The organism is Plantibacter flavus (genome assembly GCF_051487245.1).
Lineage (GTDB): Bacteria > Actinomycetota > Actinomycetes > Actinomycetales > Microbacteriaceae > Plantibacter > Plantibacter flavus_B.
Map to the genome: position 1 here is coordinate 65,094 of NZ_JAHVDH010000001.1, position 14,745 is coordinate 79,838.

16 protein-coding genes and 3 tRNA genes are annotated in these 14,745 nt (G+C 66.0%); 14 read left to right on the forward strand and 5 right to left on the reverse strand.

All coding sequences use genetic code 11. The features are described 5' to 3' along the window. The first annotated feature begins 10 nt into the window (after window positions 1-10). From KXS11_RS00270 to KXS11_RS00310, 9 genes are all read left to right on the forward strand, one after another. Complete coding sequence (locus KXS11_RS00270; RefSeq protein WP_437383404.1) at window positions 11-742, forward strand: carbohydrate ABC transporter permease; 732 nt, start codon at window positions 11-13, stop codon at window positions 740-742. After that, a complete protein-coding gene (locus tag KXS11_RS00275) occupies window positions 739-1,647 on the forward strand; it encodes a carbohydrate ABC transporter permease (RefSeq protein WP_437383405.1) in 909 nt (302 codons plus the stop codon). The genes KXS11_RS00270 and KXS11_RS00275 overlap by 4 nt, the downstream gene beginning before the upstream one ends. 31 nt (window positions 1,648-1,678) lie before the next feature. Further along, the gene (locus KXS11_RS00280) at window positions 1,679-2,650 is read left to right on the forward strand and encodes an aldo/keto reductase (protein WP_437383407.1); all 972 of its coding nucleotides are present in this window, start codon (window positions 1,679-1,681) and stop codon (window positions 2,648-2,650) included. After that, window positions 2,643-3,509 (forward strand): amidohydrolase family protein, encoded by an 867-nt coding sequence (locus KXS11_RS00285; RefSeq protein ID WP_437384112.1) that lies wholly within the window; start codon window positions 2,643-2,645, stop codon window positions 3,507-3,509. The genes KXS11_RS00280 and KXS11_RS00285 overlap by 8 nt, the downstream gene beginning before the upstream one ends. Next, window positions 3,506-4,360, forward strand: a complete 855-nt coding sequence (locus tag KXS11_RS00290) for a fumarylacetoacetate hydrolase family protein (protein ID WP_437383409.1) — start codon at window positions 3,506-3,508, stop codon at window positions 4,358-4,360. The genes KXS11_RS00285 and KXS11_RS00290 overlap by 4 nt, the downstream gene beginning before the upstream one ends. After that, a complete protein-coding gene (locus tag KXS11_RS00295; protein WP_437383410.1) occupies window positions 4,357-5,142 on the forward strand; it encodes an SDR family NAD(P)-dependent oxidoreductase in 786 nt (261 codons plus the stop codon). Before KXS11_RS00290 ends, KXS11_RS00295 begins: the two co-directional genes overlap by 4 nt. After that, a complete protein-coding gene (locus KXS11_RS00300; protein WP_437383412.1) occupies window positions 5,139-5,462 on the forward strand; it encodes an L-rhamnose mutarotase in 324 nt (107 codons plus the stop codon). Before KXS11_RS00295 ends, KXS11_RS00300 begins: the two co-directional genes overlap by 4 nt. A 424-nt stretch (window positions 5,463-5,886) precedes the next feature. After that, complete coding sequence (locus tag KXS11_RS00305) at window positions 5,887-6,093, forward strand: hypothetical protein (protein ID WP_437383414.1); 207 nt, start codon at window positions 5,887-5,889, stop codon at window positions 6,091-6,093. Window positions 6,094-6,108: 15 nt separating this feature from the next. Next, the gene (locus tag KXS11_RS00310) at window positions 6,109-6,327 is read left to right on the forward strand and encodes a substrate-binding domain-containing protein (protein WP_437383415.1); all 219 of its coding nucleotides are present in this window, start codon (window positions 6,109-6,111) and stop codon (window positions 6,325-6,327) included. 238 nt (window positions 6,328-6,565) lie between these two features. On the opposite strand, the gene KXS11_RS00315 is transcribed toward KXS11_RS00310, so the two are convergent. The 4 genes from KXS11_RS00315 to KXS11_RS00330 form a co-directional block, all read right to left on the reverse strand. Further along, entirely contained in the window at window positions 6,566-7,411 is an 846-nt protein-coding gene (locus KXS11_RS00315; protein WP_437383417.1) for an ASCH domain-containing protein, read from the reverse strand. A 41-nt stretch (window positions 7,412-7,452) separates the two neighbouring features. After that, window positions 7,453-7,525, reverse strand: a tRNA-Phe gene (locus tag KXS11_RS00320). Window positions 7,526-7,602: 77 nt separating this feature from the next. Further along, window positions 7,603-7,676, reverse strand: a tRNA-Asp gene (locus tag KXS11_RS00325). 105 nt (window positions 7,677-7,781) lie between these two features. Further along, a tRNA-Glu gene (locus tag KXS11_RS00330) sits at window positions 7,782-7,857 on the reverse strand. 292 nt (window positions 7,858-8,149) lie between these two features. Here KXS11_RS00330 and KXS11_RS00335 point away from each other — a divergent pair. Continuing rightward, window positions 8,150-9,445, forward strand: coding sequence for a peptidoglycan DD-metalloendopeptidase family protein (locus KXS11_RS00335; RefSeq protein ID WP_437383418.1), 1,296 nt, complete (start codon window positions 8,150-8,152; stop codon window positions 9,443-9,445). Window positions 9,446-9,627: 182 nt separating this feature from the next. Here KXS11_RS00335 and KXS11_RS00340 read toward each other — a convergent pair whose 3' ends face one another. Further along, window positions 9,628-10,119, reverse strand: a complete 492-nt coding sequence (locus tag KXS11_RS00340) for an inorganic diphosphatase (protein ID WP_437383420.1) — start codon at window positions 10,117-10,119, stop codon at window positions 9,628-9,630. A gap of 133 nt (window positions 10,120-10,252) precedes the next feature. Here KXS11_RS00340 and tilS point away from each other — a divergent pair, with 133 nt between their 5' ends. From tilS to folE, 4 genes are all read left to right on the forward strand, one after another. Then, on the forward strand, window positions 10,253-11,254 hold the full coding sequence (tilS, locus tag KXS11_RS00345) for a tRNA lysidine(34) synthetase TilS (protein ID WP_437383422.1): 1,002 nt from the start codon (window positions 10,253-10,255) through the stop codon (window positions 11,252-11,254). A 69-nt stretch (window positions 11,255-11,323) separates the two neighbouring features. Next, window positions 11,324-11,875: a hypoxanthine phosphoribosyltransferase gene (gene hpt / locus KXS11_RS00350; RefSeq protein ID WP_437383424.1), complete on the forward strand. Its 552-nt coding sequence runs from the start codon at window positions 11,324-11,326 to the stop codon at window positions 11,873-11,875. A 182-nt stretch (window positions 11,876-12,057) separates the two neighbouring features. Beyond that, complete coding sequence (gene ftsH, locus KXS11_RS00355) at window positions 12,058-14,076, forward strand: ATP-dependent zinc metalloprotease FtsH (protein ID WP_437383425.1); 2,019 nt, start codon at window positions 12,058-12,060, stop codon at window positions 14,074-14,076. 6 nt (window positions 14,077-14,082) lie between these two features. After that, window positions 14,083-14,745, forward strand: a complete 663-nt coding sequence (folE, locus tag KXS11_RS00360) for a GTP cyclohydrolase I FolE (RefSeq protein ID WP_437383427.1) — start codon at window positions 14,083-14,085, stop codon at window positions 14,743-14,745.

Consider the following 14,745-nt stretch of genomic DNA (forward strand, 5'->3'; position numbering starts at 1 on the left):
GTTTTCCACGATGATACGTGCGTTCTCGAACCTCAACTTCCTGCCGGCGGTGATCAACGTCGGTACCTTCCTGGTGGTCTTCCTGCCCGTCCTGCTCGCCTTCGCCACGGCAGCGGCACTGGTCCTGCACAGCCGTCCGGGACGGTTCGCCACCGTGATGAAGCTGGTGTACTACATCCCCGGCGTCGTCGTCGGGGCGCCGCTCGTGCTGCTCTGGCTGTTCATGCTGACGCCCCAGCTCAGCCCCTTCCAAGGGATCCTCAACGCCTTCGGCTTCGAGACGGGCGCTGACGTCTTCACCTCGCAGAACCTGCCCGTGATCTTCGCGATCATGTCGATCTACGCCGGAGTTGGCGGGTGGATCGTCGTCCTGTACGGATCACTCGACGCTCTCGACACGAGCATCATGGAGGCGGCGAAGATTGATGGCGCCGGCTCCTGGCAGGTCGCTTGGCACATCAAGTTGCCTCTCATCACCCGCTACATCGCGTTCATCGGCGTGATCAGTTTCGCGGGTGCCGCTCAGCTCGTCGCGGAGCCGAACCTCGTCGGTGCGGCGCTTCCGGGCACCGTGAGTGACACCTGGTCGTTGAATCAGCTTGCGTTCTACTACGCGTTCAATCAGAACGACGCGGGTGCGGCCAGCGCCTATGCGATCTTCCTCGTCGTGATCGGCCTCGCGGCAGCGCTCTTCCTCATCTACGGCCTGCGTACCTACTCGGAGACGGAGAAGACCACATGACCGCGATCAGCCTCACCCCGCGAGGCGGCGGCACGCGACATGGTTCCCTCGTCGGACGTGGAGCGCGGATCGTCCTCCTCCTGCTGGTGGGCGTCGCCTTCGCCGCGCCACTCTTTTGGTTGGTCCTGGCACCGACGAAGACGGAGAGCGAGCTCACCTCGCTACCGCCATTGGCATTCGGTTCCTTCGAGAACGTCGGGACGGCCTGGAACAATCTCATGTCGTTCAACGACGGCATGCTGCTGCTCTGGCTCACAAACTCCATCGCATATTCCGTCGCTGGAGTGATCATCGCCGTGGTCGCAGCAATCCCTGCGGGCTACGCCCTGGCGATGTACTCGTTCCGAGGCCGCCAACTCGTGCTCACGCTCACGCTCATCGGAATGATCTTGCCTACCGCGGCGACCGTCATCCCGATCTACCGGGAGCTCGCGCTTGTCGGGCTCACAAACACGGCTTGGGCGGTGATCTTGCCCTCGGCGTTCTTCCCCTTCGGCGTGTACCTGACGTATCTGCACTTCCAGACAGCGCTCCCGCGCGAGCTCGTCGAGGCAGCGAAAGTGGACGGTGCGAGCGAACTGCGTGTCTTCCTCTCGCTTGGGCTCCCATTGGCAAAACCTGCCGTTGCGCTCGTCACGTTCTTCGCCTTCGTAGCAACCTGGAACAACTACTTTCTGCCCTACGTGATGTTGGTCAACGACAAGCTGTACACCTTGCAACTTGGCATCGCGACGCTGTTGAACTCGGCGCCCGTCATCAACGCTTCGAATCAAAGCGACCTCCCCATCCATAAGCCGGAGGCCGCCCTCGCCGCCCTCGTCGCGATCGTGCCCATCGCCATCTTCTTCTTCGTGTTCCAACGCTTCATCGGCACGGGCATGCTGTCCGGGGCAGTGAAGGAATGATGGAACACGTCATCACCGAAGGAACTCTTGAATGCTGAGCCATACATCGGGATCGGTACTGCAACTCCCCACGTTGGGGATGGGGGCCGCCCAATTGGGCAACCTCTATCGGGAGATGACTGACGCTGAGGCATCGGCCGCTGTTGACGCCGCGTGGGACGCCGGAATTCGATATTTCGACACTGCTCCGCACTATGGCCTGGGATTGTCAGAACGCCGCCTTGGTGCTGCGCTGGCCTCACACCCTCGCGATGAGTATGTGTTGTCGACGAAGGTCGGGCGCTTGCTTGTGCCGAGTGGGCTCCCGGCCGGCGCAATGGATGACGGTGGCTTCGCCGTGCCGGCGACGCTCCGACGTGAATGGGACCTGAGTCGCGATGGTATCCGTCGGTCTGTGTCTGAGAGCCTCGAACGGCTGGGCCTCGACCGGATCGACATTGCCTATCTGCACGATCCGGACAATCACGGAGCCGAGGCGCATGCCGAAGCCATCCCTGCGCTCGTCGAATTGCGTGACGAGGGGGTGCTGCGTGCTGTGGGGGCCGGCATGAATCAGTCAGCCCTGCCTGCGGAGTTCGTGCAGCGTCACGACGTGGACGTGATCATGCTGGCCGGTCGCTACACCTTGCTCGATCAGGGAGCGCTCGACGACCTGCTTCCGGTGGCCGCCCGCCGCGGCGTTGGTGTCGTCGCCGCTGGTGTCTATAACTCCGGGGTGCTGTCGCGACCTCGTCCGCCTGCTGATGCGTTTTACGAGTATGAACGGGCGCCAATGGAGCTCATTGCTCGGGTGCACGCCATCGCAGACGTCTGCGAGGAATTCGGCGTCCAGCTGCCCGATGTCGCAATTGCGTACCCGCTTCGGCACCCCGCTGTCGTGTCGGTTGTCGTCGGTATGCGTACGGCAGACCAGGTGCGCGGCACGATGGAACGGGTGAACCGTGAGATCCCGGAGGCATTGTGGACGGCGCTCGACGAGCGTGGGCTCGTGCGTCGTGGCTGAGACCATTGTCGATGCCCACCAGCACGTCTGGGATCTCGGTCGCGCCGAGTACTCGTGGCTCGGACCGGATGCTGGTGTTCTGCATCGTTCCTTCGACATGGCCGAGGTGCTTCCTGACTTCACAGCCGCGGGCATCACCGGGAGTGTGCTCGTGCAGTCCGCGGACAACGACGATGACACTGAGTACATGTTCGAGGTCGCGCGTCGGACTCCGCAAGTACTCGGCGTCGTCGGATACGTTCCGCTGCACGAGCCCGATCGAGCGGCTGAGCGCCTGGCCGAGCTGCTCAGAGACCCGCTGTTCTCGGGGGTACGTAATCTCACCCACAATCGAGCCGACCCGCACTGGCTGCTTCGAGACGATGTCGGGGCCACCCTCAGCCTCCTCGAAGACGCAGATGTGGCTCTCGACGTTGTCGGCGTGCTCCCAGAGCATATGCGGGCGGTACTGACACTGTCTGAGCGTCACCCGCGGCTGCACATGGTCCTCGATCACCTGAACCGGCCACCCATCGGCGCTGCCTCGGCCGAACCGTGGCGTTCCCTCATTGCGCAGGCCGCCCAAAACCCACTGGTGGTGGGAAAGGTCTCCGGACTGTACTCGACTGTCGGCGACCCTGCAGCTTGGAGCGTCGACGGTCTCCGACCCGCATTCGAGCACGCGCTCGACGTTTTCGGCCCGAGTCGGCTGATCTACGGGGGTGATTGGCCGGTGTCGCTCATCGCGGGTGGCTACGCGCGTGTGTTCTGCGGCATCCACGAGCTCCTGAATGGCGTCTGTGCCAACGATCGGTCACGCATCCTCGCCACAAACGCTGCAAATTTCTACAATCTCAACCTGTCAAAGGAGACCGCATGACCAGTTTCACCCTCGCTCGACTTGGTTCGCCGGGAGCTGAGATCCCAGTCGTGCGCGTGCACGGCCGGACGCTTGACGCTCGCGCCGTCAGCGCCGATTTCGATGGTGCGTTTTTCGCGTCGGCAGGAATCGATCGTCTGCGCAAGGCTCTCGGGACGCTCCCCGCGCTCGACACGGCAGAGGCTCTGCGTGTCGGTGCTCCGATCGCTCGCCCCGGCAAGATCGTCTGCATCGGCCTCAACTACCGTGATCATGCCGAGGAGACTGGAGCGGAGCTGCCGGACGAACCGGTGCTCTTCATGAAAGATCCATCCACCCTCGTGGGGCCATTCGATGATGTCCTCATCCCGCGCGGGTCAGTGAAGACCGACTGGGAGGTGGAGCTCGGCGTCGTCATCGGTGCCGAGGCCCGGTATCTCGATTCCCCTGCTGACGCGCTCGCGTGTGTTGCCGGTTACGCGGTGTCACATGATGTGTCTGAGCGCGAATTTCAGCTTGAGCGCGGTGGTCAGTGGGACAAAGGAAAGAGTTGCGAGACCTTCAATCCCTTCGGCCCGAACCTTGTCCCGGCTGACCAGATCGGCAACCCACAGGAGCTGGGTTTGCGTCTGAGCGTGAACGGCGTGGTTCGCCAGAACGGTACGACGGAGAACATGCTGTTCTCTGTTGCGCACGTGATCTGGTACATCAGCCAGTTCATGGTTTTGCACCCGGGTGACGTCATCAATACGGGGACACCGGCCGGTGTCGCGCTCGGCATCGCCGGCAATCCCTACCTGCGTGCCGGTGATGTGGTCGAACTTGAGATCGATGGGCTCGGCCGCGCTCGTCAGAACCTGGTGCAAGCATGACCGCGCCAGAGTTCGACGGACTCGTCGCTGTTGTGACGGGTGGTGCGTCGGGCATCGGTCTCGCTGCTGCTCAAGCCCTGGTGGCCCGAGGAGCCACGGTCGCTGTGCTCGACCGAGCCATAGCTGGACTCCCGGAACCGTTGCGCGGATTTGTCGCCGATGTCTCGGATCGCGCCTCAGTTGAACAGGTGATCAACGCCATCGCGGCCGAGTTCGGCGGCATCGATGTTCTCGTGAACAACGCTGGAATCAGCGCCTTTGGCACGGTGGAAGAGAATGACGATGCCGAGTGGGCTCGCGTTCTCGACATCAATGTTGTCGGAATGGCGAGGGTTGCGGCGTCGGCTCTGCCATGGCTCCGGCGTTCGAACGCAGCCGCTGTGGTCAATCTGTGCTCGATTGCGGCACTGAACGGTCTTCCGCAGCGCGCGTTGTACGCCGCCTCGAAAGGTGCCGTGTTGGCACTCACCTATGCGATGGCGACCGATCATGTACGTGAGGGGATTCGCGTGAACTGCGTCAGCCCTGGCACCGTGGCGACGCCGTTTGTTGACCGCATGTTGGCCGGATTCGCTGACCCGGTCGCTGAGCGGGCCGCACTCGATGCGCGTCAGGCCACCGGCCGCATGGTTGAACCGGCGGAGGTCGCTGCCGCGATCGTGTATCTCGCCAGCCCGCTGTCTGGGTCGACGACCGGTACCACGCTCGAGGTTGATGGCGGAGTGACGCATCTGCGGATGCGACCGCGCGAGGCCGGCAAGCCTCACGAGGTGAGCAAGTGAGGCGCCTCGCGTCCGTCATCGGACTGCCAGCCGGCAACGTCGAGGAGTATGAGCGCTTGCATGCCGCCGTTTGGCCCGCCGTTCTGGACCGACTGAGCCGGAGCCACGTGACCAACTACTCGATCTATCGGCACGGCAAGCTGCTGTTCTCCTACATGGAGTACGTAGGCGACGACTTCGAGTCAGACATGGCCGCCATCGCCGTCGACCCGACGACCCAGGAATGGTGGGCGGTGTGCGAACCGTTGCAGCGGCCGCTACCCGACGGCGCCCCAGATGAGCGGTGGAGGGATCTGCCCGAAGTGTTCCACCTCGACTGATCGGGCGCTCGGGTGTTCCGTCGCTTCGCTCGACCAGCCTATTTGGAGGACGGCAGACCGGTAGCTGTCGTGGATGAAATAGGAGATTGTGCCGCGGCAGTTTCGCTGAGCGCCCGCGGCGGCGGCCCGTTAGAGCGAGAGGACGGTCCGCGGCGATCGCCGCCGATATGCTGACCGCATGATCGGACTCGTGTCCAACCGGACACTCGCGTGTGCCCGACATGCAGCGACCACTGTGCTCGTGATTCTCTCGGTCGGCACGCAACTGCGCCTGGTCATCGGAGGCGGGCGCTCGTCGGGTGTGTTGACCTGGGCGGGGCATAGTCCCAGCGGACACCCCGTGTCCGATCAGATGTGAGCCACAAGAGGGCAATCTGTGGCCGGTGGAGTGCGACGACGGGCAGTGGGCCGGCCGGAACACCCAGTGGGGAACGATTCGCATCCGAAGCTCGACGCACTGGTCAACACGACCTGGCCAACGATGAAGGCCGAGCGCCCCACGGAGGCCGAGCGGGCGCAGTTCGTCTACGACCTGTTGCGCGAGGTGTTGGACTACGTGAAGTACGATCTCCACGGACCCGACTCGGACAACCCAGAGCGCGATCGCCTCGGCCGAGCCGTGAGGATGTGAGCGTCAGCGGAGTCGATGACACCCTGGAAGCACCCTTTTACTCCGGCACGCACAACGATTCGGCTCGACTTCCGCGCACAGGGCCGCGCAGCGTTGCGCACGTTGCTCGACCGAATCGATGGAGGCATCGATACAGCTTTAGAGGTCCCAGCACCCACGCTGATCCTTCGCGGATCCACTGGGCCATCAGCACCTCATCGAAGCGACCCGCTCCCGGTGTATCGCATAACCTGACGGCATGGTCGAAACTCCGAAGGTGTGAGTGACAGAGCAATCCGCGATCGGGTCGCATATAGCACGCAAGAGACGTACACCTAGACCTTTCTCCGGGCTGCATAGTGGGACCCTCCCGAATCGGCGACATCACCATCGTCGCCACGTCGGAGCGTTTCGGATCAGCCGAGCTCACGATCGCCGCGGTTGAACCTCGAGCGGATACCTCGGGTTGAGGGTCGGGCGCGGTGCGGCGGAGTCAGATCAGGCTCAGCGATCCGCGGACGAGGCGGAATGTGGTCGTCACCACGTTCGACGCCGGCGAGGGTGACCAGCCCGGGTCATCGAGGTAGGTGCGCACATCTGACCTGAGCGTCGCGAAGTATTCCAGGTGCTCATCCACAAACGTCGCTGGGTCGGCCCCATCGTGTCGTGCCAGACTGTCCGGCACCTCGTCGAGACGGCGCTCGAACACCGACGTGTATTCAATCATGGCGGCAGGTTGCCCGGCCGAGTCGAGTACCCATCGACGGCTTCCAACGGAGGGGATGGACTCTCCCCGCTGGTCATACACGACGCGAAGTGTCGTCGACCCCGATTTCCTACCGTCCAGGATGTCGGCGACGAAGCGGTCGCGGTCCTGCCCAGGCGACCCGAGCTCCCAGGGAGCCGTGTAGCCAACGGTCGTCGGTGCGGACGCCCTCAAGATACGTTCGCAGAGCTCCATGGTCCGGACGTTGTCCCATGCGGCTCCGGCCGCGGCCTCCGGATCTTTGAGGAGCGCTGCGAAGTGTGTCATCTCGTCGACGAAGCCGCGAAGTTGCAGGTCTGCGTTCCCGCCGGACATCGTGCTTTCGCTCGGGTTGTGCACGGTCGTAACCGTCGACAGGTCACCCGCAATCGCAGCGGACTCGGGCGCGTCGTGGATGGACAAGCGGCGTGCGCCGTCCGTCTCGAGCCAGCCGCGGTCCCCGGAGATAACCAATCGCTCGATCTCTGAGTCGTGGCTGGGGAGACCGGCGAGCTGCAGGGTGCCGACGACACCGGTCTGTTTTGAAAATGCGGGGTTTTTGCGGGGTGGCCGACTGTTAGCTCTCGAGGACATAAAGAAACCCCCACCATGTAGAAGCTAGGCGGGGGTTTCAGTGGCTCCGACGGGCGTCGATCCCGTGACCTCACGATTTTCAGTCGTGCGCTCTACCAACTGAGCTACAGAGCCGAGTACATCAGATGCACGACGGCGACGATGTCTCAAAAGAAGAAGCCCTCCCTTGCGAGAGGGCTTCCGACCTTTTGCGACCCTGACGGGACTTGAACCCGCGACCTCCGCCGTGACAGGGCGGCACGCTAACCAACTGCGCTACAGGGCCATACTTGTTGAATTTCTGTGGTGCTGTGCTGCGGTGTTTCTCTTGCTGCTCAGCCGCGCAGACTCACTATACCTGAATCTGAGTGACTGTTTTTCCAGTAGTCATTGGTGACCCCAACGGGATTCGAACCCGTGCTGCCGCCGTGAAAGGGCGGTGTCCTAGGCCTCTAAACGATAGGGCCGCGAAGCGGTGAAGCTTCATGACTACCGAGCGACAAGCATACGGATGAATCGGCAGAATCCAAAATCGAGTCGTCGGGGTCGCTCCGAAGAGACCGTGACGGATCTCGCGACAGGCCTCGAATGACCGCTGCGGCGTTCGGCTCCGGGGTTAGCCTCGGGCGTGGAGCAGCGTGGTCGGCCCCGATGTTCGTGGCTGCCCGCACCTCACCATGGCCCCCATTCGGGGGTATCGTGAGGGCTGTTGCGAATGTGACCGATGTGACTGCAGTGAACCGAGATGAGCCGTACTTCATGAGCAAGAGACTTCCCGGTGCCTCGCGCCGAGGCCGCACGATGACCGCTGGGGCGGTGTCGTCAACTCGCTGGCGCGCCCGTCTGGCAGCAGCCGTGGTCATGTCCCTCGCGATCATCGGGTCCTTCGGTGTCGCCGCTCCCGCCGTCGCCGCCGACTACCCGTCCTGGGACGATGTGCAGGCCGCCAAGGGCAATGAAGCCGCGAAAGCCGCCGAGGTCACCAAGATCCAGGACTTCATCGCGCAGCTGAAGGTCGAGCTCCAGCAGGCCCAGGCCGAGGCGGAGAAGCGCGGTACCGAGTTCCAGGCCGCCGAGGAGGCGTTCTTCGAAGCCGACGCGCGCGCCACGGCCATCCAGGCGCAGGCCGACGCGAAGACGACCGAGGCCGACACCGCCACGAAGCAGGCCGGTCGCGTCGCCTCGCAGCTCTACCGGTCCGGTGGCGCCGACCTTAGCCTCAGCCTCTTCCTCGACGGTGAGAGCAAGGGCGCGAGCGACCTCCTCTCCAAGCTCGGCAACATGAGCCAGGTGGCCGAGCACAGCAACACCGTCTACGAGCAGGCGGTTGCAGCCCGCAACACGGCAGCGGCCCTCGGCGAGCAGGCCGGTGTCGCCCGCGACGAGCGTGAGTCCCTGCGCCAGGCCGCGCAGGTCGCGATGGAGGCCGCTCAGGCCGCAGCCACCGCCGCGGCCGACAAGCTGCAGACGAACCAGGACCTCATCGTCACGCTGAGCGCCCAGCTCAAGGCGCTGCAGGACACGACGGCCAAGACCGTCAAGGAGTTCGAGGTGGGTGAGGCCGCCCGCAAGGCGGCCGAGGCAGCGGCGGCGGCGGCACGCGGCGAGAGCGCGGACGGCGGGCAGCTGAGCGCGCAGGGCTGGGCCATCCCGGCCTCGGGCAGCATCTCCGGCACCTACGGCTACCGCGACCCGATCTCGACCGGTGGCGGCAGCTCCGGCAGCTTCCACCGCGGTACCGACATCGCCGGTGGCTGCGGCATCCCGATCTACGCGGCCACCTCGGGCACCGTGAGCTACGCGGGCTGGTACGGCACCTACGGGAACTTCGTCCTCATCGAGCACGGCTCGGGCGTCTCCACCGGGTATGCGCACATCGTCGACGGCGGCATCCAGGTCGGCGTCGGCTACCAGGTCTCGGCCGGCCAGGTCATCGCCTACACGGGGACGACGGGCGCCTCGACCGGCTGCCACCTGCACTTCGAGGTCCGCATCAACGGCAGCGCGATCGACGCCCAGCCGTTCATGGCCGACCGCGGCGCTCCGCTCGGCTGACCGACGCCGCACAGCGTGCACAACTCCTGCACGGCTCGTCGGCTGGGGTGTTCACGGCCCCGACGAGCCGGTTCCCCGGGCAGCCCGGGGAAGTCTGCAGGAGTTGCGGGCAGACCCGATGCATGACGAAGCGGCCGGCACCCTCGGGTGCCGGCCGCTTCGTCGTTCGCGGTGGGTGAGGGTCAGTGACCCTCCGCCTTGAGCTTGTCGAAGCCCGCGAGGATGATCTTCTCGGCGGCTGCGGCGTCGCCCCAACCGTCGATGCGAGCCCACTTGCCGGGCTCGGTGTCCTTGTAGTGCACGAAGAAGTGCTCGATCTCGTCGCGCGTGGCCTGCGGGATGTCGTTCAGGTCCTGGATGTGCGCCCAACGCGGGTCCTTGTACTGCACGGCGATGACCTTGTCGTCGCCACCGCCGTCGTCGGTCATGTGGAGCACACCGACGGGACGGACCTTGATGCCGACACCGGGGAAGGTGGGGAAGTCGAGGAGCACCAGCACGTCGACCGGGTCGCCGTCCTCACCGAGGGTGTTCTCGAAGAAGCCGTAGTCCGCCGGGTAGACGAAGCTCGTGAACAGCACGCGGTCGAGGAACACGCGACCGGTCTCGTGGTCGATCTCGTACTTGTTGCGGCTGCCCCGCGGGATCTCGATGACGGCGTCGTACTCGGCCATAAGCCTGCTCCTTGCGAGGTTGGGAAGAGAGGTGAGTCGGCGAGGTCGCCGACGACCACCAACCCTAACCGATCCGCTCCGGGACGCGGCTGAGCGGGCCACGCCGGCCACGCCGTGCAATAGCGTGGAGCGCGTGAACGACGTCCGACCCCCGCTCCACCCGTCCGTCGCAGCCGTCCGGAAGGCGGTGCGCGATGCGATCGCGTCGGTCCGACCGGTCGCAGCACCGAGCGGTGCTGACCTCCTCGTCGCGCTGAGCGGCGGCGCCGATTCGCTCGCACTCGCCGCTGCCACCGCGTTCGAGGCCGCGAAGCTCGGGCTGCGTGCCGGCGCGGTGATCGTGGACCACGGCCTGCAGCTCGGCTCGGACGACGTCGCCGCCGACGCCGCAGAGCAGGCGCGGTCGCTCGGACTCGACCCGGTGCTCGTCCGCACCGTCACCGTGGGAGAGCAGGGAGGACCGGAGGCTGCGGCCCGAGACGCCCGGTACGCAGCGCTCGAAGCCGCGCGCGTCGACAGCGGTGCGCAGCACGTGCTCCTCGCCCATACACTCGACGACCAGGCTGAGACGGTGCTGCTCGGGCTCTCGCGCGGGTCCGGGGCCGGGAGTCTGCAGGGGATGGCGGCCGTGAGCGGTTCCCTCCTGCGGCCACTCCTCGGCGTGCGCCGGGAGCAGACCCACGATGCGTGCGAGGCCGAGGGACTCCAGGTCTGGCAGGACCCGCACAACCGCGACGACGCCTTCGCCCGGGCCCGTGTCCGCGAGCGGGTGCTGCCGGTGCTCGAGGCGGAGCTCGGCCCTGGGATCGCCGAGGCACTCGCGCGGACCGCGGACGCCATGCGCGAGGACGCCGACGCGTTCGAGGAGATGATCGAGGAGACCATCGAGGAGATCGTCGAGCATGCCGAAGCCGGCATCTCGGTGAGCGTCGCCGCCCTCGCCGCGAACCCCGCCGCGCTCCGGCAGCGGGTGATCCGCTACGTCGTCCAGAGCGAGTTCGGCGTCTCCCTCTCGCGGGTGCAGACCATCGAGGTCGCGCGCCTCGTCACCGACTGGGCCGGGCAGGGGCCGATCGACCTGCCGGGCTGCTCCGCGAGTCGGAGCAACGGACGGATCGTCTTCACCGCCCGCTGAGCGCTCCAGTGCGTGCTCGTGCGACGATCGTCGCACGAGTCGGGCGGGCATCTCGCATACACTCGACGCATGGAGCAGAGCGACATCCCGGACGACCTCACGACCATCCTCGTCACCGAGCAGGAGATCCGCGACAAGCTCGCCGAACTCGCGCGGCAGATCGAGATCGACTACGCGGGGAAGGACGTCCTGCTGGTCGGCGTGCTGAAGGGCGCGGTCATGGTCATGGCAGACCTCGCCCGCGAACTGCGCATCCCGCTCGCGATGGACTGGATGGCGGTCAGTTCCTATGGCGCCGGCACGAAGTCGAGCGGTGTCGTGCAGATCCGCAAGGACCTCGACGCCGACCTCACGGGTCGCCATGTGCTGATCGTCGAGGACATCATCGACTCCGGTCTCACGCTCTCCTGGCTCCTCGAGAACTTCGCCTCGCGCGGGGCCGCGTCCATCGAGGTCTGCGCACTCCTCCGGAAGCCGGAAGCCGCCAAGGTGCAGGTCGACTGCCGCTACGTCGGCTTCGACATCCCCAACGACTTCGTCGTCGGCTACGGCCTCGACTTCAACGAGAAGTACCGCAACCTCCGCGACGTCGGCATCCTCGCCCCGCACGTCTACGCCTGAGACCCGGCACCGAGCCTCAGACCACCGGATCCGTGGCCGACCGCCGCACCTGGAACACTCGTTAAGCCCACGGCAAACATGGGGGAGGCATCCAGCAGCGAGGGGGTAGCCTGATCCTCGACGCGGCAACGCCCGTCGACCCCTCCTGCAGAAAGGGAACGGGCCAGTCCCGGCCTCTCACTATGAACTTCAAGCGTCTCTTCAAGGGTCCCATCCCGTACCTCATCATCGCCGCCCTGGTCTTCTGGATCGGCATCAGCCTGATGAGCATGAACGGCTTCCGCGAGGTCTCCACGCAGGAAGGCCTCGCCTTCCTCGAGAAGGGGCAGGTCAAGGAAGCGGTCATCACGGACGGCGACCAGCGCGTCGACCTCACACTGACGAAGGCCGACGACGAGTACGGCCAGCAGGTGCAGTTCTACTACGTGAACGCTCGCGCCGCAGACGTCATCGAAGCGGTCGACGCCGCAGCTCCGTCCGGCGGCTACAACGACAAGGTGCCGCAGCCCAGCTGGCTGCTGTCCATGCTCGGGATCCTGCTCCCGCTGCTGCTCATCGGCGTGTTCTTCTGGCTCATGCTCTCGGGCATGCAGGGCGGCGGGAACAAGGTCATGCAGTTCGGCAAGTCGAAGGCGAAGCTCGTCTCGAAGGAGTCGCCGAAGGTCACCTTCGACGACGTCGCCGGGGCCGACGAGGCGATCGAGGAGCTCGAGGAGATCAAGGACTTCCTCAAGGAGCCGGCGAAGTTCCAGGCCGTCGGTGCACGGATCCCGAAGGGTGTGCTGCTGTACGGCCCTCCCGGAACGGGCAAGACCCTCCTCGCCCGCGCCGTCGCAGGCGAGGCCGGCGTCCCCTTCTACTCCATCTCCGGCTCCGACTTCGTCGAGATGTTCGTCGGTGTGGGTGCGAGCCGCGTCCGCGACCTGTTCCAGCAGGCCAAGGAGAACTCGCCGGCCATCATCTTCGTCGACGAGATCGACGCCGTCGGTCGTCACCGCGGCGCCGGCATGGGCGGCGGGCACGACGAGCGTGAGCAGACCCTCAACCAGCTCCTCGTCGAGATGGACGGCTTCGACGTCAAGACGAACGTCATCCTCATCGCGGCGACGAACCGTCCCGACATCCTCGACCCCGCGCTCCTGCGTCCCGGCCGCTTCGACCGCCAGATCGGCGTCGACGCCCCCGACCTCGCCGGCCGCAAGAAGATTCTCGAGGTGCACGGCAAGGGCAAGCCGCTCGCGGCGAGCGTCGACCTCGAGGTCGTCGCCCGCAAGTCGCCCGGCTTCACCGGCGCCGATCTCGCGAACGTGCTCAACGAGGCCGCCCTCCTCACGGCGCGCTCGAACGCGCAGCTCATCGACAACCGCGCACTCGACGAGGCCATCGACCGCGTGATCGCCGGACCGCAGCGCCGCACCCGCGTCATGCGCGAGCAGGAGAAGCTGATCACCGCGTACCACGAGGGCGGTCACGCGCTCGCCGCTGCGGCGATGAACAACACCGACCCCGTCACCAAGGTCACGATCCTCCCGCGCGGCCGTGCCCTCGGGTACACGATGGTGCTGCCGCTCGAGGACAAGTACTCCGTGACGCGCAACGAGCTGCTCGACCAGCTGGCGTACGCGATGGGTGGTCGCGTCGCTGAGGAACTCGTGTTCCACGACCCGACGACCGGAGCCTCGAACGACATCGAGAAGGCCACCGGGATCGCCCGCAAGATGGTGACCGAGTACGGCATGACCACCGACGTCGGCGCCGTGAAGCTCGGGCAGTCGTCCGGTGAGATGTTCCTCGGGCGCGACATGGGACACCAGCGCGACTACTCCGAGGAGATCGCCCAGCGTGTGGACGCCCAGGTCCGCGAGCTCATCGAGGCGGCGCACGACGAGGCCTGGCAGGTCATCACCGCCAACCGCGCCGTGCTCGACCGCCTCGCCGCGGAGCTCATGGAGAAGGAGACCCTCGACCACGTGCAGCTCGCGGAGATCTTCAAGGACGTCAAGAAGCTCCCCCCGCGTCCCGTGTGGCTCTCGAGCAAGAAGCGCCCGATCGGTTCGGGTTCCGCCGTCGGATCGGCCGCGTTCACCGCGCCGATCGACGCCGGAGCCGCCGATGGCGGTGTCAGCTCCGAGCCCGAGTCCGAGGCCCCGGCGAAGCCGAAGCGCACCCGCGTCACGAAGCCTCGCCCGGCGACCGCCTAAACCGGCATGACCGGGGGTGAGCACGCCGTGGACGACACGGCTCCCACCGCGCAAGCCGGGCCCGCCGAGGGCCCGGCTTCGCGGCCGTCCGTCGACCGTGCCAGGATCGCGGCGGCGGTTCTCGAGATCCTCGAGGCGATCGGCGAGGACCCGGGTCGTGCGGGGCTCGCCGACACACCGAAGCGGGTCGCAGACGCGTACGCCGAGTTCTTCGGAGGTCTCGGTCAGGACGCCGTCGCCCACCTCGAGCGCGTCATCCCCGTGGGCGAGGACGGGACCGGCGACATCGTGCTCGTGCGCGACATCAGCTTCCGATCGGTCTGCGAGCACCACCTGCTGCCGTTCCTCGGCACGGCGCACATCGCCTACCTCCCCGACGAGCTCGTGATCGGCCTCGGCGCACTGCCGAAGGTCGTGGAGACGCTCGCCGCACGTCCGCAGGTCCAGGAGCGCCTCACCGAGCAGATCGCCGACGCCATCGTCACCGGGCTCGCCCCGCGCGGGGTGCTCGTCGTGCTCGACGCCGCCCACGGGTGCGTGTCGATGCGCGGCCCCCGTCAGCTGTCGAGCACCACCGTCACGGTCGCGAGCCGCGGCGCCCTCGAAGCACCGGCCGCTCGGGCCGAGCTCATGGCGCTCATCGGGGCTTCCGCGAACCCGGAGCGCTGA

Bases quoted from the DNA above. Each gene is read 5' to 3' on its own strand.
- KXS11_RS00270 (WP_437383404.1), top strand. From the start codon at position 11: ATGATACGTGCGTTCTCGAACCTCAACTTCCTGCCGGCGGTGATCAAC.
- KXS11_RS00275 (WP_437383405.1), top strand. From the start codon at position 739: ATGACCGCGATCAGCCTCACCCCGCGAGGCGGCGGCACGCGACATGGT.
- KXS11_RS00280 (WP_437383407.1), top strand. From the start codon at position 1,679: ATGCTGAGCCATACATCGGGATCGGTACTGCAACTCCCCACGTTGGGG.
- KXS11_RS00290 (WP_437383409.1), top strand. From the start codon at position 3,506: ATGACCAGTTTCACCCTCGCTCGACTTGGTTCGCCGGGAGCTGAGATC.
- KXS11_RS00295 (WP_437383410.1), top strand. From the start codon at position 4,357: ATGACCGCGCCAGAGTTCGACGGACTCGTCGCTGTTGTGACGGGTGGT.
- KXS11_RS00310 (WP_437383415.1), top strand. From the start codon at position 6,109: ATGACACCCTGGAAGCACCCTTTTACTCCGGCACGCACAACGATTCGG.
- KXS11_RS00315 (WP_437383417.1), bottom strand. From the start codon at position 7,411: ATGTCCTCGAGAGCTAACAGTCGGCCACCCCGCAAAAACCCCGCATTT.
- KXS11_RS00335 (WP_437383418.1), top strand. From the start codon at position 8,150: ATGAGCAAGAGACTTCCCGGTGCCTCGCGCCGAGGCCGCACGATGACC.
- KXS11_RS00340 (WP_437383420.1), bottom strand. From the start codon at position 10,119: ATGGCCGAGTACGACGCCGTCATCGAGATCCCGCGGGGCAGCCGCAAC.
- hpt (WP_437383424.1), top strand. From the start codon at position 11,324: ATGGAGCAGAGCGACATCCCGGACGACCTCACGACCATCCTCGTCACC.
- ftsH (WP_437383425.1), top strand. From the start codon at position 12,058: ATGAACTTCAAGCGTCTCTTCAAGGGTCCCATCCCGTACCTCATCATC.
- folE (WP_437383427.1), top strand. From the start codon at position 14,083: ATGACCGGGGGTGAGCACGCCGTGGACGACACGGCTCCCACCGCGCAA.